General features: G+C 64.2%; 22 protein-coding genes and 1 pseudogene. 6 read left to right on the forward strand and 17 right to left on the reverse strand.

Features of this window, described 5'->3' with window-relative positions:
- Window position 1 precedes the first annotated feature (1 nt).
- The gene (locus AC5I5I_RS21950) at window positions 2-1,222 is read right to left on the reverse strand and encodes an efflux RND transporter periplasmic adaptor subunit (RefSeq protein ID WP_495976607.1); all 1,221 of its coding nucleotides are present in this window, start codon (window positions 1,220-1,222) and stop codon (window positions 2-4) included.
- A 542-nt stretch (window positions 1,223-1,764) separates the two neighbouring features.
- On the opposite strand from AC5I5I_RS21950, the gene kdpF reads away from it, so the two are divergent.
- Window positions 1,765-1,854, forward strand: a complete 90-nt coding sequence (gene kdpF / locus AC5I5I_RS21955; RefSeq protein ID WP_495976609.1) for a K(+)-transporting ATPase subunit F — start codon at window positions 1,765-1,767, stop codon at window positions 1,852-1,854.
- Between the two features lie 11 nt (window positions 1,855-1,865).
- Window positions 1,866-2,060, forward strand: a complete 195-nt coding sequence (locus AC5I5I_RS21960; RefSeq protein WP_495976611.1) for a potassium-transporting ATPase subunit KdpA — start codon at window positions 1,866-1,868, stop codon at window positions 2,058-2,060.
- A 144-nt stretch (window positions 2,061-2,204) separates the two neighbouring features.
- Here AC5I5I_RS21960 and AC5I5I_RS21965 read toward each other — a convergent pair whose 3' ends face one another.
- The 3 genes from AC5I5I_RS21965 to AC5I5I_RS21975 are packed head-to-tail and all read right to left on the reverse strand — an operon-like array spanning window position 2,205 to window position 3,635.
- Window positions 2,205-2,822, reverse strand: a complete 618-nt coding sequence (locus tag AC5I5I_RS21965; protein WP_495976613.1) for a cytochrome P450 — start codon at window positions 2,820-2,822, stop codon at window positions 2,205-2,207.
- Entirely contained in the window at window positions 2,797-3,435 is a 639-nt protein-coding gene (locus AC5I5I_RS21970) for a cytochrome P450 family protein (RefSeq protein ID WP_495976615.1), read from the reverse strand. Before AC5I5I_RS21970 ends, AC5I5I_RS21965 begins: the two co-directional genes overlap by 26 nt.
- Window positions 3,436-3,449: 14 nt before the next feature.
- Window positions 3,450-3,635, reverse strand: coding sequence for a hypothetical protein (locus AC5I5I_RS21975; RefSeq protein WP_495976617.1), 186 nt, complete (start codon window positions 3,633-3,635; stop codon window positions 3,450-3,452).
- Between the two features lie 92 nt (window positions 3,636-3,727).
- Here AC5I5I_RS21975 and AC5I5I_RS21980 point away from each other — a divergent pair, with 92 nt between their 5' ends.
- Complete coding sequence (locus tag AC5I5I_RS21980; protein ID WP_495976619.1) at window positions 3,728-4,432, forward strand: carbonic anhydrase; 705 nt, start codon at window positions 3,728-3,730, stop codon at window positions 4,430-4,432.
- 60 nt (window positions 4,433-4,492) lie between these two features.
- On the opposite strand, the gene AC5I5I_RS21985 is transcribed toward AC5I5I_RS21980, so the two are convergent.
- From AC5I5I_RS21985 to AC5I5I_RS22010, 6 genes are all read right to left on the reverse strand, one after another.
- Window positions 4,493-4,837, reverse strand: coding sequence for a hypothetical protein (locus AC5I5I_RS21985; RefSeq protein WP_495976621.1), 345 nt, complete (start codon window positions 4,835-4,837; stop codon window positions 4,493-4,495).
- A 48-nt stretch (window positions 4,838-4,885) separates the two neighbouring features.
- Window positions 4,886-5,014 carry a hypothetical protein gene (locus AC5I5I_RS21990; RefSeq protein ID WP_495976623.1) on the reverse strand — a complete coding sequence of 43 codons (129 nt, stop codon included), beginning with the start codon at window positions 5,012-5,014 and terminating at the stop codon, window positions 4,886-4,888.
- A 93-nt stretch (window positions 5,015-5,107) separates the two neighbouring features.
- Entirely contained in the window at window positions 5,108-5,236 is a 129-nt protein-coding gene (locus AC5I5I_RS21995) for a hypothetical protein (protein WP_495976625.1), read from the reverse strand.
- A gap of 32 nt (window positions 5,237-5,268) precedes the next feature.
- On the reverse strand, window positions 5,269-5,511 hold the full coding sequence (locus tag AC5I5I_RS22000) for a hypothetical protein (protein WP_495976627.1): 243 nt from the start codon (window positions 5,509-5,511) through the stop codon (window positions 5,269-5,271).
- 159 nt (window positions 5,512-5,670) lie between these two features.
- Entirely contained in the window at window positions 5,671-5,889 is a 219-nt protein-coding gene (locus AC5I5I_RS22005) for a hypothetical protein (RefSeq protein WP_495976629.1), read from the reverse strand.
- A 225-nt stretch (window positions 5,890-6,114) separates the two neighbouring features.
- On the reverse strand, window positions 6,115-6,447 hold the full coding sequence (locus AC5I5I_RS22010) for a hypothetical protein (RefSeq protein ID WP_495976631.1): 333 nt from the start codon (window positions 6,445-6,447) through the stop codon (window positions 6,115-6,117).
- 61 nt (window positions 6,448-6,508) lie between these two features.
- Here AC5I5I_RS22010 and mutL point away from each other — a divergent pair, with 61 nt between their 5' ends.
- The gene (gene mutL / locus AC5I5I_RS22015) at window positions 6,509-8,329 is read left to right on the forward strand and encodes a DNA mismatch repair endonuclease MutL (protein ID WP_495976633.1); all 1,821 of its coding nucleotides are present in this window, start codon (window positions 6,509-6,511) and stop codon (window positions 8,327-8,329) included.
- Window positions 8,330-8,559: 230 nt separating this feature from the next.
- On the opposite strand, the gene rsmD is transcribed toward mutL, so the two are convergent.
- Both rsmD and AC5I5I_RS22025 read right to left on the reverse strand, forming a co-directional pair.
- Window positions 8,560-9,111 carry a 16S rRNA (guanine(966)-N(2))-methyltransferase RsmD gene (gene rsmD, locus AC5I5I_RS22020; RefSeq protein ID WP_495976635.1) on the reverse strand — a complete coding sequence of 184 codons (552 nt, stop codon included), beginning with the start codon at window positions 9,109-9,111 and terminating at the stop codon, window positions 8,560-8,562.
- Window positions 9,112-10,062, reverse strand: a pseudogene (locus AC5I5I_RS22025) (pseudouridine synthase); the annotation flags it as partial.
- A 98-nt stretch (window positions 10,063-10,160) separates the two neighbouring features.
- Between AC5I5I_RS22025 and AC5I5I_RS22030 the strand changes: the two are divergent.
- Window positions 10,161-10,604, forward strand: coding sequence for a nucleoside deaminase (locus AC5I5I_RS22030; protein WP_495976637.1), 444 nt, complete (start codon window positions 10,161-10,163; stop codon window positions 10,602-10,604).
- Between the two features lie 2 nt (window positions 10,605-10,606).
- Here the strand turns inward: AC5I5I_RS22030 and AC5I5I_RS22035 are convergent, their stop codons facing one another.
- The 5 genes from AC5I5I_RS22035 to purD are packed head-to-tail and all read right to left on the reverse strand — an operon-like array spanning window position 10,607 to window position 15,350.
- Entirely contained in the window at window positions 10,607-11,233 is a 627-nt protein-coding gene (locus tag AC5I5I_RS22035; RefSeq protein ID WP_495976639.1) for a hypothetical protein, read from the reverse strand.
- Between the two features lie 10 nt (window positions 11,234-11,243).
- Window positions 11,244-12,068 (reverse strand): patatin-like phospholipase family protein, encoded by an 825-nt coding sequence (locus AC5I5I_RS22040; RefSeq protein ID WP_495976641.1) that lies wholly within the window; start codon window positions 12,066-12,068, stop codon window positions 11,244-11,246.
- Entirely contained in the window at window positions 12,065-13,150 is a 1,086-nt protein-coding gene (locus AC5I5I_RS22045) for a phosphotransferase family protein (protein WP_495976643.1), read from the reverse strand. The genes AC5I5I_RS22040 and AC5I5I_RS22045 overlap by 4 nt, the downstream gene beginning before the upstream one ends.
- A 6-nt stretch (window positions 13,151-13,156) precedes the next feature.
- The gene (locus AC5I5I_RS22050; RefSeq protein WP_495976645.1) at window positions 13,157-14,059 is read right to left on the reverse strand and encodes an alpha/beta fold hydrolase; all 903 of its coding nucleotides are present in this window, start codon (window positions 14,057-14,059) and stop codon (window positions 13,157-13,159) included.
- A 13-nt stretch (window positions 14,060-14,072) separates the two neighbouring features.
- Window positions 14,073-15,350 (reverse strand): phosphoribosylamine--glycine ligase, encoded by a 1,278-nt coding sequence (purD, locus tag AC5I5I_RS22055; RefSeq protein WP_495976647.1) that lies wholly within the window; start codon window positions 15,348-15,350, stop codon window positions 14,073-14,075.
- A 39-nt stretch (window positions 15,351-15,389) separates the two neighbouring features.
- Here purD and xseA point away from each other — a divergent pair, with 39 nt between their 5' ends.
- Window positions 15,390-16,835 carry an exodeoxyribonuclease VII large subunit gene (xseA, locus tag AC5I5I_RS22060; RefSeq protein WP_495976649.1) on the forward strand — a complete coding sequence of 482 codons (1,446 nt, stop codon included), beginning with the start codon at window positions 15,390-15,392 and terminating at the stop codon, window positions 16,833-16,835.
- Window positions 16,836-16,844: the final 9 nt, after the last annotated feature.

The following is a 16,844-nucleotide window of genomic DNA, read 5'->3' on the forward strand; positions in this document are numbered from 1 at the left end:
GCTAGCGAACCGCGTTCGCGTCGTTGAACTGAGCGTTTCGCTGCGGTTTGTCAGGGCGCTTTATCCAGGGCTTCGGAGACACCAAGTCGCCCGGCACAAACTTCTGGAAGCCGTCGACCACGACACGGTCCCCGGGCTTCAAACCTTGCTCGACGATCCAATAATCGTCCACAGCGCGTCCGAGAGTGACAGGCGTCAGGATCGCCCGGTTGTCATCGCGGACGACGAAAACTTCGCTGATGCCGGCGTCGTTACGACGGACCGACTGCTGCGGCACCGCGATTGCGTCCGGGTCGACCCCTTCGGTGATCTGGACGCGGACATACATGCCGGGCAGGAGTTCGTTCTTGGGGTTCGGAAATTCCGCGCGCAATGTTACTTTGCCAGTCGATGGATCGACGGTGGTTTCGGAGAACAGCAACGTCCCCAGGTAAGGGTAGGTTTCCCCGATATCGAGAACGAGCCGAACCCGAGCAGTCTCCGCGCCGACCTTTTCGAGATCACCCTTCTCGAACGCACGCCGTAGCCGTGTGAGCTCGCTGATCGACTGGGTGAAGTCGGCGTAAACCGAATCGATATGCTGAATCGTCGCCACGTGCGTGGCTTCGCCCTGACCAACCAGGGCACCTTCGGTGACCAAGGCCCGCCCGATGCGGCCATTGATTGGAGCCGTGATTTTTGTGAAATCGAGTTTCAGTGCAGCACGATCCCGATCGGCCTTCCGGGCCTCGAGGTCAGCGCGCGCTTGCATCAACTCCGCCACTGCAGTCTCAACCTGAGCAGGCGAAGCTGTGTTTGTCGATGCGAGCGATTCAATTCGTGACGCTTGGCGCTCTTCGTGGCGCAGGACAGCCTCGGCTTTGCGGACAGCTGCTTCGGCTGCTTTGAGTTCGACCTCATAAGTTGTCGGGTCGAGTGAATACAGAAGGTCGCCAGCCTTTACGGAACTCCCTTGCTCAAAGGAGCGCGACATCACAATGCCGGACGCGCGGGCCCGAACCTCTGCCACACGCGTGGGAACAATACGTCCCGGCAATTCTCGAATATGTGGCCTTGGAGACTGAACGAGCGTCACCACGCCAACTTCAGGGGGCGAGGTTTGCGGAGCCGCCGCATTGGCTCCAGGATCCTCCGTACACCCGATCAGACTCAACGACACCAGCGCGATGGAAGCCCCGGGAAGGGCGAAACGCGAAACGTGCCTCATGGGCGCGGCGGGCATGACGGGAGGGTTCCTTTCTGACTGTTGGTTCAGAACGGGGGTCAGATATCGTAGCCGCAGTGAAGTGGAACTCCGACATTATGCCGCAGTGCACAATTAATTGTGACGTACGTCCAAAAGTCGGCGGTAATTCGATGCGGCACTGCACAAGGTGATGGCGCTGAAGCGCGCGGCGTGGTGCTCGATCGGCGCGAGACGGGCTCAGCGGCGGCGCGTGCATTCGGCATCAGCGGGACAACTTAAAACCCAGGATGTCGGCTGACCTACGAACCGCTGCGGCAAGTACGCCCGCGGTGCTTTCAGCCGCGAGAAGCAGTCCTGCCGCCGACCCGAAGCGGACCGGGCGCCTCCGTTTATAATCGCTTTATAACGCCGGCCTGAACCTCAGATCGCTTCTTTACATGGCCGCTTCTATCTCCGCTGCGTGACCGGTTTCGCGGAGAATCTCATGCTCGATATCGCGATGTTGCTCCTGGGCTTCGGCTTTTTCGCCGCCGCGGCGGCTTACGCCCATGCATGCGATCGGCTCTGAGGAGGCCTTGATGATTGTCGAACTCTGGCTCGGCGGTCTCGTGACGGCGGGCCTGCTTGGTTACCTCGCCTATGCGCTGTTGCGCCCCGAGCGCTTTTGAGGATCAGCATCATGCTGATCGATGGCTGGATTCAAATCGCGATTTACTTCGCGTTGTTGACTGCACTTGTCGTTCCGCTCGGCCGCTACATGGCGCGCGTGTTCGAGGGACAACAAACATTCCTGTCGCCGGTATTGCGTCCGGTCGAGGCTGCCTTTTATCGCGTCGCCGGCGTGCCATATTCTATGAGCGATTTTGTGTGCTGAAACGGCCGCGCCTCGGAGCGTCACCGGGACAACACGCGACGAGCTTCTCTGACGTTCTGCTGACGGTTGCCGCGCCGGTGCGTCTCGGGCTGACGCTTCATTGTCCCACTGGCCATCAAGGGGAGGAGCGAACCCGGAGCCGGCCTAAGACGTCCTTTCTGTGGCCGCAGTCAAAAAGGCTCGGTTATCCGAAGAAGCAGGTCGAGCGTCCCGTACAAAGCGCGTCGGGAGAGAGGCAAAACCGTAGATGATATTATTGATACCCACTGTCGGCTCTCCCACCTCGATCGTTTCGACTCGGGGGATCATTGCCTTCAAAAGGGATATCATTTCGAGTTGGGCGAGGTGCATGCCGGCGCACGTATGGATGCCTCTGCCGAAACCCAGATGAAGACGCTGATCGCGGGTGATGTCGAAGTCGTCAGGGCGGTCGAAAGCACGCTCATCGCGGTTTGCGGCGGCGAACATCATCATGATCCGCGCGCCTTCCGGAATTGTCACCCCTGCCACCACGACTTCGCGTGACGTATGACGGCCGAACGATCTGACCGGCGACGCCATTCTCACGGCTTCGTTCGCGGCATTCCGCGCCAGGTCCGGCTTGGAACGCAGCAGTGTCCACTGGTCCGGATTGCGCCCGAGTTGATAGATCAGTTCGCCTGTTGCCGAGATCGTCGTGTCCAGGCTCGGAACGATATAATCCCTCATCGCATGCGGTAAGAGTTCGGCCGGAAGGTCACCACGCCTGACGACATCGAGCAACCTGTGAGTCCAACTGCCCGGCTTTGCGGTTTCGGGTGTCTGGCTTTGCGCGAAACGCCGCGCCTCCATGAAGACCTCGAACCGCCTTTCCCCGTTCGTTCTGCACACCGTTGAGGTCGAATGTCGCGCTAGCCCAGCGCAGCATATTCTCCCTCCCCTGATCTCCAAAACCGACAAGGTCGCGCACGATCGTGAGAGGCAGATGCGAGGCGAGTTCGCTCATGGCGTCGAAGTGCTCACGCTCGATCAATTGCTCGATCAGCTGTTCCGCAGTGTCCTCGATCACGCCGCGGATGTCCTCGAGGGCGGCGGGAAGAAGTGGTTGCGAGGTTGCGCGACGGATCAGGCTGTGGCGCTCGCCATCGGAGGCGGCCGAGTTTCCCCGGAGAATTTCGTTTGCGAATGCACAAGCCGCGACGCCCTTGCCGCTGATGAAAGTATCATGATCGCGGAGGGCTTGGGCGAGCACGGCGTGATGCACCAGAGCATAGTTTTCATGCCGGGGGAGCCACACCACCGGTCCCAGATCTCTCATCGCAGCATAATGCGGCCATGGATTCTGGATCGCCTCATCGGTGAAGATGTCGACATCGTAGACAGGTGCACCAGCCATAAAATTCGCTCCGCTCATTTGTCGACGCCAACTGGCACTGCCCGCAATTTGACATTGCCGCCGTACGGACCGGCCTCCCGGAGGAGGCGTATTCCAAAGCGTGCCCGGAAATCGTCGCTTTGAAAAGCACGGTTCGCGCGCTCGGCGAGACCTGCGACCTGCGGCGTTTGGCTTTCGCCCATATCAGTAATGCTGCGCATTGCTCCGTCCCCGCTAACCTTCCGCAAACGTAATCCTGATAGTCCCGTCCCATCGTTTGCGGTGATCATCGCCGCCATGAAGGGACATGATCATGTGTAATGGATGCGCGCAAAACGGTTTCAGCCGCCGAGCCGTGATGTTCGGGGCTGCCGGAATGCTCGCCGCAACGCAATTCGGCGGCGCGGCGCAGGCGCAGCCGGCGCGGCTCGCGTCCACGCCCGACGCTGCGCTGAAGCTTCTGGTGGACGGCAACGCGCGCTACGTCGCCAATCAGCTGCAGCAGCGTGACTTTTCGGCCGGGCGCGCCAGCCGTGCGCTCGGGCAGGCGCCGTTCGCGGCGATCCTCGGATGCGCGGACGCGCGCGTGGCCCCCGAACTGGCCTTCGACCAAGGGCCGGGCGAGCTGTTCGTGGTGCGTGTCGCCGGAAATTTCGTCACCAATGACGGACTGGGCAGCCTGGAATTCGGCGCCGCCGTGCTCGGGACGAAGCTGATCATGGTCCTCGGCCATCACAGCTGCGGCGCGGTCAACGCCACGGTCGAAGCGCTGCAGAAGGGCAACAAGCTGCCGGGTCACATTGCCAGTCTCGTGACCGCAATGAAGCCCGGCGTCGAATCGGTATTGAAACAGCCTGGCGACGATCTGCAACGGCGCGCGGTGATCGCGAATGTGCAATACAATGTCGCGCGGCTGAAAAAGGCGACGCCGATCCTGGCCGACATGGTGGCCAAGGGCGACGTCGGCGTCGTGGGTGGCGTCTACGACATCGGCTCCGGCAAGGTCACTCTGGTCTGAAAAGGCCGCCGGCAACCGTCCGCGCAGCGCGGCCGGTTGCAATAATGTGCTGGCGCGGCGTCACGCGGCGGTGGGATTGAGCTTCTCGATGCGGTTTGCCTCCGCCGCGGTCGGCGTCTCGGCAAGAAGTTCGATCGCTCGGTCGACAATCTTGCGGAACGCCATCGACTCGGCCAAGCCGAGACGCAGTTGCACGCGGCTCATATACCAGTCCATCTCCTCGCGCGCCCGACGTTCCGCGATCGCCTGAACCAGCCATGCGGCATGGGACTTCCACTCTGCCACGTCGTTGGCGCCGGGCTGGTAGTCCCAGATTTTCGTCATCAGGCTCGTGACTTTTATAACTGGGTCTTTGACCTCCGGGTCTTTGACAACCGGGTCTTTCACGGCAGGCTCCAAGTTCATTGCTGTCTCCTGTTCTCTGTGACGGGTCGTGCACGTCGACCGGTTGCATCAGCCGAGCAGCGCGTCCTTCGCTGCGTTGCGGTTGGCGCGCTTGCGAAGGAACATCACGAACTGCAGAACCGCGAACAACAGCACGGCACCGAGTGTCATGAACATGAGGGCGGGGATAATATCCATTGCGGTCTCCATCAGGGCTTCGGAGACCAATCCCGTGCAACGAGGGACGTTCCAGCGCTTAGATGTCAGACTTTTCTGACACTCAAGGCGCGATCAGCTTCTGCTTCGCCGCCGCATCAGCACGAGTGCGAGGCCGACCACGACGCCGACGACGAACACCACCACGGCGAACTGCGTCAGTCCGATCGCGATGGCGTGTTCGACCAGGGAGCCCCAATTCATGACCGCAGCTTCTCCGGAATGTGACGTCGCGGCTATTCCTTCTTCTTCAGCTGCGACTCGTTGGCGGTGATGAAGGCGCGGATCTCGTCGCCCATGGCGAGCAGCTTGAGCCACTGCTCCTGATAGAGCGTGATTGGGAAGCGGCCGAGGCCGTAGACCGAAACGCCGCCTTTCTCGCTGACCTTGATCCGGGTCGCGCCGCCCTGGCTTTTCTTCAGTGCGGCATTCTCGTTTCGCAGCCGTTCGAGTTCGGCTTTCAGGTCTTCGTCCGACATGGCGGTTCCCTTCGCGGTCGCGTCGCCGCCGCCCGAAGGCTGTGCGGCAGGCGGTCATAACCGCCCGGGCCGGAAACAGCAAAGGGCGTTCAGAACAGGAAAAACCCGGCCTCGCGAGAGGCCGGGTTTGTCTTGGTGCCCGTCGATCGGGCGGAAATCCTAGTAGCCGTACGAGCGGTAGCCGTAGCCGTAGGACTTGTAGCCGTAGCCATGCGACTTGTAGCCGTAGCTGTGGCCGTACGAGTAGGACGGGGCGTAGTGGTAGGACTTGTAGCCGTAGCCGTGGCCGTAATAGCCGGCGGAGGCGGTGGTCGGGGCCAGAGCCGCGACGGCGAGAGCGGCGGCAGCGGTGAGGCCGAGAACGGTGTTGCGGATCATGGCGAAGTCCCCTGTGTGTCTGTTTCGGGAGCGGGTATCGCGTCCCTGATGTGTATGGGTCGCATCAGTGGCCGGATCGGTTCGAGCCCGGGGCGGGATTACCGCCGGTCTCACGCGACCGTGAAGCAGCCCAATTCGCCCAGGGCCCGGACCCGCCCAGCAAACGAAAAACCCGGCCTCCTGCGAGGCCGGGTTTGTCTGGGCGCCCTTTATCGGGCGGAAATCTTAGTAGCCGTACGACTTGTAGCCGTAGCCGTAGGACTTGTAGCCGTAGCCGTGCGACTTGTAGCCGTAGCTGTGGCCGTACGAGTAGGACGGGGCGTAGTGGTAGGACTTGTAGCCGTAGCCGTGGCCGTAATAGCCGGCGGAGGCGGTGGTCGGGGCCAGAGCCGCGACGGCGAGAGCGGCGGCAGCGGTGAGGCCGAGAACGGTGTTGCGGATCATGGCGAAGTCCCCTGTGTGTCTGTTTCGGGAGCGGGTATCGCGTCCCTGATGTGTATGGGTCGCGTCAGCGGCCGGATCGGTTCGAGCCGGGGGCGGGATTACCGCCGGTCTCACGCGACCGTGAAGCGGCCCGTCGTGGGGGCGACCAGGCCCCGAATCCGGTAAAACGTCCGCCATGCCCGTCCGCCAGCTTGCCCAGACCACCGTCAACCGCATCGCCGCCGGCGAAGTGGTGGAGCGGCCTGCCAGCGCGGTGAAGGAACTGGTTGAGAACGCGCTCGATGCCGGGGCGAAGAAAATCGAGATCGTCACCGATGGCGGCGGCCGGCGGCTGATCCGGGTCACCGATGACGGCAGCGGCATGACCCGCGCCGATCTCGACCTCGCGGTCGAGCGCCATGCCACCTCCAAGCTCGCCGATGACGACGACCTGATGGCGATTGCGACGCTCGGCTTTCGTGGCGAGGCGTTGCCGTCGATCGGCGCGGTATCGAAGCTCACCGTCACCACGCGCCACGCCAGCGAGCCGCATGGCTGGACGCTCACGGTCGATGCCGGCTCGAAATCGCAAGCCGCACCGGCGGCGCTGAGCGCCGGCACCCGCGTCGAGGTCCGCGACCTGTTCTACGCCACGCCGGCACGGCTGAAATTCATGAAGAGCGAGCGCGCCGAGGGCGAGGCGGTGCGCGAGGTGGTGCGACGGCTGGCGATGAGCCGGCCCGATGTCGCCTTCACGCTGGCCGGCGAAGAGAGGGCGCATGTGACCTGGCCGGCGGCGCTGCCGGGGCCTGCCGGGCGGCTGGCGCGGCTCGGCGATATTCTTGGCGCGGATTTCCGCGAGAATGCAGCAGAGGTCGCGGCCGGGCGCGAGGGTCTGCATGTCGAAGGCTTCGCCGCGCTGCCGACCTACACCCGCGCCAATTCGCTCGGCCAATATCTGTTCGTCAACGACCGGCCGGTGCGCGACAAGCTGCTGGTCGGCGCTGTGCATGGCGCCTACGCCGATTACCTGCCGCGCGGACGCTATCCGGCGGTGGCGCTGTTCGTCACCATCGATCCGCGCGAGGTCGATGTGAATGTGCATCCTGCCAAGACCGAGGTGCGCTTCCGCGATCCGGGCCTGGTGCGCAGTCTGATCTTCGGCGCGCTTCGCGATGCGCTGATGCGCGAAGGCGGACGCGCGGCATCGACCGGTGGCGACGCGACGGTGAGCGCGTTTCGGACCGAGCCATTGCCGCAACGCGCGGGCTGGGACTGGCAGCGCTCTCCCGCTGCGCCGTATCCCGGGCAATCTTATCCGTCACAAGGCAATGCCGCGCTCGGCCTCGCCGAAGCGGCGCAGGCAATGTTCGACGTCGGCGCTGCCGGCACAAGCGCGCGGGTCGAGACACTGGCGCCGTCGCCCGACGCGCTCGACAAGCCGCTCGGCGCTGCCCGGGCACAGGTGCATGACAATTACATCGTATCGCAGACTCGCGACGGCCTCGTCATCGTCGATCAGCACGCCGCGCATGAGCGACTGGTCTATGAGCGGCTGAAGGCCGCGGTCGAGCGAGACGGCGTGGCGCGGCAGATCCTGCTGATCCCCGAAATCGTCGAGATGGACGAGAGCGATGTGGAGCGGCTGACATCGCGCGCCGATGAACTCGCGACCTATGGCCTCGTGCTCGAAAGCTTCGGCCCCGGCGCGGTGGCGGTGCGCGAGACCCCGTCGCTGCTCGGCGAAATCGAGGCCGGCGCTTTGGTGCGCGATCTCGCGGAGCACATGGCGGAATGGGACGACGGTCTGCCACTCGAGCGCAGGCTGCTTCATGTCTCGGCCACCATGGCGTGCCACGGCTCGGTGCGGTCGGGGCGGCGCCTGAAAGGTGAAGAGATGAACGCGCTGCTTCGCGAGATGGAGGTCACGCCCAATTCCGGGCAATGCAACCACGGCCGCCCGACCTATGTGGAGTTGAAACTCTCCGATATTGAAAGATTATTTGGGAGGAAGTGAAATGGTTGCACGAGAAGATCTGAAACCGTGGGTCTTGGACGCTCTCCGGTTGCATGGGGGAAAGGCTGGAGTTGTTGAGATAGCGAAGTACGTCTGGGATAAATATGAGGCTGATCTAAGGAAGTCGGGCGACTGTTTCTACAAGTGGCAATACGAAATGCGTTGGGCGGGCGATCAATTAGTACGAGAAAGGAAAATTGAAAAATTAGGAAAGACCGGCGTGTGGCAACTTATTTAACTCTGAGAAACACAATCTCCGTATCGTCGTAGTCGCGCCGCTCGATCTCTTCGAATCCCTCCGGCGTAACGAACGCGCCCTTGCTCTCCTCGACCACGATCAGCGCATCGTCCGTCAGCCATCCGCCCGCACGCGCCGAGACCAGCGCCTTCTCGGCCAGCCCCTTGCCGTAAGGCGGATCGAGGAACACCAGCGAGAACGGCTCGTTCGGATGCACATCGCCGAGCTTCGTCGCATCGCGCCGGAAGATGCGACTAATCCCCGCCGCACCAAGCGCCTCTACATTCTGGCGGATGAGCGCACGTGCCTCCGCCCCGTCATCCACGAATAACGCAGACGCCGCGCCGCGCGACAACGCTTCCAGCCCGAGCGCGCCGGTGCCGGCAAACAGATCGAGGACGCGCGCGCCGCTCACCGGATCGCCATAGGCATGCATGAGAATGTTGAAGATCGACTCGCGGGTGCGGTCCGAAGTCGGTCGGATGGCTTGCGACTTCGGGCCGGTCAGCGTGCGCCCGCGGAAATTGCCGCCGACGATCCGCATCTAGCGCTTCCGCTTCGGCGCGCGATTGCCGCTGCGGTCGCGCTTGGTGCGGCCGGTGGCGGGGCGATCCGATGTCTTAAATCGCTCGCGCAGCTTCTGCGCCTTGCTCTTTTTTGGCTTGGCGGCCTCGGGCTCCGGCTTCTCGGATTTACCGCGGCCTTTCCGCTCGGCGGGTTCGTCTTCCGGTTCTCCGGCCATCGTGATCGGGCCGGTGAAGTCTGCTTCGGCTTGCGTTGCAATGCGCTCGCCGAGTTGTTCGCGCAGGTGGCGCGTGCGCACCTCTTCCACCGCGCCTTCAGGCAGGTCGCCGAGCTGGAACGGACCGAACGAGACCCGGATCAGCCGGTTGACCCGCAGGCCGAGATGCTCCAGCACATTGCGGACTTCGCGGTTCTTGCCTTCCCGGATCGCAAAGGTGAGCCAGACATTGGCGCCCTGGACACGATCGACCGTCGCCTCGATCGCGCCATACCGCACGCCGTCGACCGTGACGCCCTTGCGCAGCGCGTCGAGCTGCGGCTGCAGGATCGAGCCATGCGCGCGCACGCGATAGCGCCGCAGCCAGCCGGTGGCCGGCAATTCCAGCACGCGCGCCAGGCCGCCGTCATTGGTGAGCAGCAGCAGCCCTTCGGTATTGAGATCGAGCCGGCCGACGCTGACCACGCGGGGCATTACCTTCGGCAGCTTCTCGAAGATGGTCGGACGCTTCTCCGGATCGGCATGCGTCGTCACCAGCCCTCGCGGCTTGTGATAGAGGAACAGCCGGGTCCGCTCGCGCTTGGGCATCGGCTTGCCGTCGACCGCGATGGTGTCGCTGGCGGTCACGTTCAGCGCCGGTGAGGAAATGGTCGCCCCGTTCACCGACACGCGCCCTTCCGCGATCCAGGCTTCTGCCTGGCGCCGCGAGCACAGGCCGGCGCGGGCCATGACCTTGGCGATGCGGTCGCCCGCCGGCGTCGATTCTTGTTTCTGGGCCATGGGCGGCTTTATGCCGGGCATTGGCGCGCGAATAAAGCGCCCATATAAGGGCGCGCATAAAGAAGGCTTACATGCCGAAAAGCTTCATGGACCAGGCGCTCGACCTCGCCCGCACGGCCGTCGCGAATGGCGAGGTACCCGTCGGCTGCGTGGTGGTGCGGGACGGCGAGGTGATTGCCGGCGCCGGCAACCGGACGCTGACCGACCGCGACCCGACCGCCCATGCCGAAATGCTGGCGATCCGGCAGGCGGCGGGCGCGCTGGGCAGCGAGCGGCTGACCGATTGCGACCTCTATGTCACGCTGGAACCCTGCACCATGTGCGCGGCCGCGATCTCCTTCGCCCGCATCCGCCGCTTGTATTACGGGGCGGCCGATCCGAAAGGCGGCGCCGTGGACAATGGCGTCCGCTTCTTCGCCGCTGCCACCTGCCATCATCGGCCGGAGGTCTATGCCGGGATCGGCGAGACTGAGGCGAGCGCGATGCTGAAGGATTTTTTCAGGGACCGACGCTGAGGTCAGCGTTGCCGTCCGAAGCTCTGCAATGCGTCGGGCGTGTTCGCCTCCATCTGCCAGGCCCGCAGACCGGGATCGTCCCGCCTCATGCCGCCTTCAGCGGCGATCCAGTTGTCCTCGAAGCGGTCGAGCCCGTCGGGCCACCGGCCTTCGCTGCGGATCGCTTCGAGATCGCCCGGCTCCAGCAGCAGGTAATGCGATCGCAGCCAGTCCAGATCCATGCCGCGCAGCCAGATATCGCCGCATTCACGGCAGCGGAGCAGGTCGATATCGGGCGTCCGGCGGAACAGGATATCCGAGGAGTTCGCGACACATTTGTCGATGTAATAGAGCAGGCGATGGATGTTGCGTCCGGAGAAATCGGGATCGTCGCAGTCCATCGGGCTATGCCGCCGGCAGAAGCAGGAGCGCGGAAACAGCGCGTCGTAAGTCGCGCGCATGTCCAAAGTCGCGTGCGGATCGGCAGCCCAGGTCACGAGCGCGGCATAAAGATCGTCGCCCGCGATCGCGTGGAGATCGGTCGCAGCGAGGATCGTTTCGGCCTCCGTGCCGGACGGCGCCACCGCAGCCTGCCAGAAGAATCGGTCCCAGAACGCACGGCGGTGAAGCGGGATCGGTTCGACGTCCATCGGATAGACCTCATGCCAGCAGCTTGCCCAGTTTCTCCCGCAACTCCGCCTTGACCGGCTCGGCGGCGCGCAGGATCGCGCTGGCGCGCAGAAAATCGAGCGCGCGGAAAATGCCGACATTCGGCCGCAGCACGATATCGGGGGCGCCATGCTTGATCTTCTCGTCGATGATGGTCTGCGCCATCACCAGCACCGTGGCGAGATAGCATTCGAACGAGTCCGGCATCGCGGTGCAGTCATCGGCCGGCGGACCGGCGACATCGACGGCGATCACGATATCGGCCAGCGCGCGCACGCGATCGAAGGGCAGCGGATTGGTCGCGCCGCCATCCACCATCACGCGGCCTTCAACCATGACCGGGCGGCTGACGGCCGGGATCGCCATCGATGCAGCGACGGCGGTGTGGAGCGCGCCTGACGAGATTGCCGCCTCGCGCCGCGAATACAGGTCGGAGGCAATCACGGTGAGCGGGATTTGCAGCGCGCCGAAATCGTCCGGCACGCGGTCGGGGAGAAACTGCGCGCAGAATTTTTCCGCATCGATCAGCGATGCGCTGCGAAGTCCCGAGGCGATCAGCGAGCCGATGCTGCCGCCTGCCCGCGCCGCGATGAGCTTGCCGAACAATCCGGAGCGATCGCGCGCCAGCGCGGTGACATGCGTGCGGATCTCCTTGCCGCTCATCCCGGCAGCGTAAGGCGCGCCGATCAATGCGCCGATCGAGGTTCCGGCGATGGCGACCGGACGGATGCCCATCTCGTCGAGCGTTTCCAGCACAGCGATATGCGCCAGCCCGCGCGCGCCGCCGCCACCAAGTGCCAAGGCGACGGTTTTCATTTCGCACCCGCCTGTTGTGCGAAGCGCCACGCGGTCGCGGCGAGCGGGCGGATCATCTCCGCCTTGGCCGGCGCATGATCGCTGGTCGCGGTGCCGTCGCGCACGCGGCCGATGATGCCCTGAAGGATCGCGGCGATGCGGAAAAAATTATAGGCGAGATAGGCCGGCAGATGCGGTCGCGGATCGAGCCCGGTGCGCGCGACATAGAGATCGACATAGTCGGAAAGGGAGGGGAGGCCGAGCGTCTTCAGGTCGAGACCCACCAGCGAGCCGGTGCCGGCGCGGCTTTCCGAGGGCGGCATGTGCCATTGCATCAGATGATAGGCGAAGTCGGCCAGAGGATCGCCGAGCGTCGACAATTCCCAATCCAGCACCGCGATGATGTCTGGCGCATCATGGGCGACGATGGTGTTGTCGAGACGATAATCGCCATGGACGATCCGCACCGCCTGTTGCGGCGGCACGTTGTGCGGCAGCCATGCGATCAGCTTGTCCATGTCATCGATGCGCTCGGTCTCGGACGCGCGATATTGTTTCGACCAGCGCTCGACCTGACGGGCGACATAACCATCACCACGGCCGAAATCGGACAGGCCGATCGCGGCCGGATCGAAGCTGTGAAGCTGCGCCAGCGTTGCATTCATGGAGTCATAGACCGCGGTGCGCTCGGCCGGGTTGGAGCCGGGCATGTCCGGGTCCCAGAACAAGCGGCCGTCGGCGAAGCCCATCACATAGAACGCAGTGCCGGCAACTGTTTCGTCGGCGCAATAGGCGAAGGGTTCGGGAACGCGAAAGCCCTGCGTCCACAATGCCGAGATGATGCGGAATTCGCGATCCACCGCGTGCGCGGAGGGCAGCAATTTGCCCGGCGGCTTTCTGCGCAGCACATAGCGGCGTTGCGGCGTCTCCAGCAGGTAGGTCGGGTTCGACTGGCCGCCGCGGAATTGCCGGATGGTCAAGGGCGGCGCAAAGCCCGGAATGCGATCGTGCAGGAAGGCGGACAATCGCCCCGCATCGATCGCAAGCGCGGCCGCGACCTCCTTGGTGCCGGAAAAGGCTGCCTGGCGGTCGATGCCTGTCATCGGCGGTCAGGGGCGGAAATATTCGAGCAGAGCACGCGCGGTTGCGTCCGGATTTTCTTCCGGCAGAAAGTGCCCGGAATCGATCGGCTTGCCGGTGACATCCTTGGCCCAGTTTTTCCAGATCGCGAGCGGCGAATTCTCGCTCGGGATACCGGCCGAACCCCACAATGCGATCATCGGCGCGCTGATCTTGTTCCTGGCGGCGTGATCGACTTCGTCATGGCCGAGATCGGTGGTCTCGCCGGCGCGGTAATCCTCGCAGGTCGCGTGGATACGTAGCGGGTCGGAGAAGAAGGCGTGGTAATGCGCGAGCGCGCGCGGGTCGAAGGCGGAGAGGTCCTTCGTCTTGGTCCAGCTCGCCATCTTGTAATCGAGATAGTCGATCGGCGCTTTTTCGATCAGCATTTCCGGCATCGGATATTTCTGCGCGAGGAATGTCCAGTGCCAGACCTTCATGGCGAGGGTATGGTCCATCCGGTTCCACATCTCGTAGGTCGGGATGATGTCGAGGACCGCGAGCTTGATCAGGCGGCCGGGATTGTCGAGCGCGAGGCGATAGGAGACGCGGCCGCCGCGATCGTGGCCGGCGAGATAGAAGCGGGCATGGCCGAGCTTCTCCATCAGCTCGATCATCACTTTGGCCATCGAGCGCTTGTCGTAGGGGCTGTGACCCTTGCCGGAACGCGGCGCCACCGACCAGCCGTAACCCGGCAGATCGGGAATGACGAGCTTGAATTTCGCGGCGAGTGCGGGCGCCACCTTGTGCCACATCACGTTGGTCTGGGCGTAGCCGTGCAGGAGCAGAAGCGGCGGCCCATCGCCGTTCGAGGAGCGCGCGAAGATGCGGCCGACGGACGTGTCGATCCAGTGCGATTCAAATCCGGGAAACAGGTCGGCGAGATCGGTCATGCGGTGAAGCTTTCTACTCGGTTTCGCGTTCGATCGCCCGCCACCCGATGTCCCGCCGGCAGAAGCCTTCCGGCCAGCGGATCACATCCACCGCCGCATAGGCCTGCTTCTGTGCCTCGGCGATGCTGCGGCCGATCGCGCAGACATTCAGCACGCGGCCGCCATTGGCGAGAATGCGGCCGCCGTCGCGCTTCGTTCCGGCGTGGAAGATTTCGACGCCTTCGACTCTCGCCGCTTCCTCCAGCCCGTCGATCGCCGAGCCTTTCGCGTAATCGCCGGGATAGCCCTTCGCCGCCATCACGACCGTGAGCGCGGCGTCGTCAGACCAGCGCAGATCGAACGACTTCAGCACGCCGTCGCGGGAGGCGAGCAGCGCCGGCACTAGGTCCGACCTGAGGCGCAGCATTAGCACCTGGGTTTCGGGATCGCCGAACCGCACGTTGTATTCGATCAGCTTCGGACCGTCCTTCGTCAGCATGAGGCCGGCGAACAGCACGCCCTTGTAGGGCGCCCCCATTGCGGCCAGCGCGCGCAAGGTTGGTTCGATGATCTCGCGCATCGTGCGCGCCGTCATCTCCGGCGTCATCACCGGCGCGGGCGAATACGCGCCCATGCCGCCGGTATTCGGTCCCTTGTCGCCGTCGAAGACGCGCTTGTGGTCCTGCGCCGAAGCGAGCGGGATCGCTGTCGTGCCGTCGCACAGCGCGAAGAACGAGGCTTCCTCGCCTTCAAGAAATTCTTCGATCACGACTTCCGCGCCGGCGGCGCCGAGTCCGCCTTCGAACATCATGTCGATTGCCTGCAGCGCCTGGTCGCGGGTTTCGGCCACCACCACGCCCTTGCCGGCGGCCAGGCCATCCGCCTTCACCACGATCGGTGCGCCGTGCTTGCGCACATAATCCTTTGCAGGCTCCGGCGCGGTGAAGCGCTCATAGGCCGCGGTCGGAATGTTATTGGCGCGGCAGATGTCCTTGGTGAAACCCTTCGAGCCTTCGAGCTGCGCCGCCGCTTTCGAGGGGCCGAACGCCTTGATACCGGCAGCCTCGAGATCGTCGACGATGCCGGCGCAAAGCGGCGCCTCCGGCCCGACCACCACGAAGTCGATCCGCTTGTCCTTGCAGAAGGCGATCACCGCCGCATGGTCGGCCGGATCGAGCGCGACGCATTCGGCTTCATTCGCGATCCCGGCATTGCCCGGCGCGCAATAGAGTCGGTCCGTCAGCGGGCTCGCCGCCATCTTCCAGGCCAGCGCATGTTCGCGCCCGCCGGAGCCGACCAGAAGGATGTTCATTCGTCGCGAAAGGCCTTATTTCGAGGCCGTTTGTGTAGCATGAAGCGGAAGACCCGCAAGCGAATCGCCGATATGACCGAAGCTGCCCGCATCAATGTTGTGGAATTGAGCGTTTCCGAGGTGTCGCAGGCCCTCAAGCGCACGGTCGAGGACAATTTCAGCTATGTGCGGGTGCGCGGCGAGATTTCCGGCTATCGCGGACCGCATTCCTCCGGTCATTGCTATTTCGCGATCAAGGACGAGGGCGCGCGGCTCGATGCGGTGATCTGGAAGATGACCTTCAACCGGATGCGCTTCAAGCCGGAGGAGGGGCTGGAGGTCGTCGTCACCGGCCGCATCACAACCTATCCGGGCCGCTCCAACTACCAGATCGTGATCGAGACGCTGGAGCCTGCGGGCGCCGGCGCGCTGATGATGCTGCTCGAGGAGCGCAAGAAGAAGCTCGCCGCCGAGGGCCTGTTCGACGAGGCGCGCAAGCAATTGCTGCCATTCCTGCCGACCGTGGTTGGCGTGGTGACGTCTCCCACCGGCGCGGTGGTGCGCGATATACTGCACCGGCTGTCCGATCGCTTTCCGCGTCATGTGCTGGTCTGGCCGGTGCGGGTGCAGGGCGATGGCGCCGCGGAGGAGATTGCAGCGGCGATCGAGGGCTTCAACGCGCTGCCCGAGGACGGCGAGATTCCGCGTCCCGATATTCTCATCGTCGCGCGCGGCGGTGGCTCGCTGGAGGATCTGTGGTGCTTCAACGAGGAAATCGTGGTGCGCGCGGCCGCGAACAGCATGATCCCGCTGATCTCGGCCGTCGGCCATGAGACCGACATCACCCTGATCGACTTCGCCTCCGACAAGCGCGCGCCGACGCCGACCGCCGCCGCCGAAATGGCGGTTCCGGTCCGCTCCGAGTTGCTGATGCGGATCGCGACGCAAGCGCGCCGGGTGCAGGCTTGCTGGCTGCGCGGACAGGAGGCGCGCCGTACCGAATTGCGTGCGGCGGCGCGGGCCTTGCCGTCGCTCGACAACCTGATGGCGCTGCCGCGCCAGCGGCTCGATGCCGCGGCCGACAGGCTGCCACGCGCGCTGCGCGCCAACGCGCATGTCCATCACCGTCAGTTCGAGCGCATTGCCGGCCGGCTGTCACCGCAGCTCCTGAGCGTGCGACTGGTGCGCTGCCGGGAATGGATCGCGACGCTGACGCAGCGGGGCGCACTGTCGCGCAAGGTCTATCTCGAGCGCAGGCGCAGCCGCGTCGAATCGGCCGACAAGTTGCTCAACGCCTTTTCCTATCGCGCTGTGCTGAGCCGCGGCTTTGCCCTCGTCCGCGACGGCAAGGGCTTTCCGCTGCATGCGTCATCGGCGGTCACGCCCGGCATGTCGCTCGATATCGAATTTGCGGATGGTCGCGTCGGCGCCACCGCCGACAAGGAGCCGCGTGGAAAGGCGAAGACGCGCGGCGGCCCCTCGGGACAGGGCAGCCTGTTCGGTTGAGCAGGCGCT

Source organism: Pseudorhodoplanes sp. (assembly GCF_059499825.1).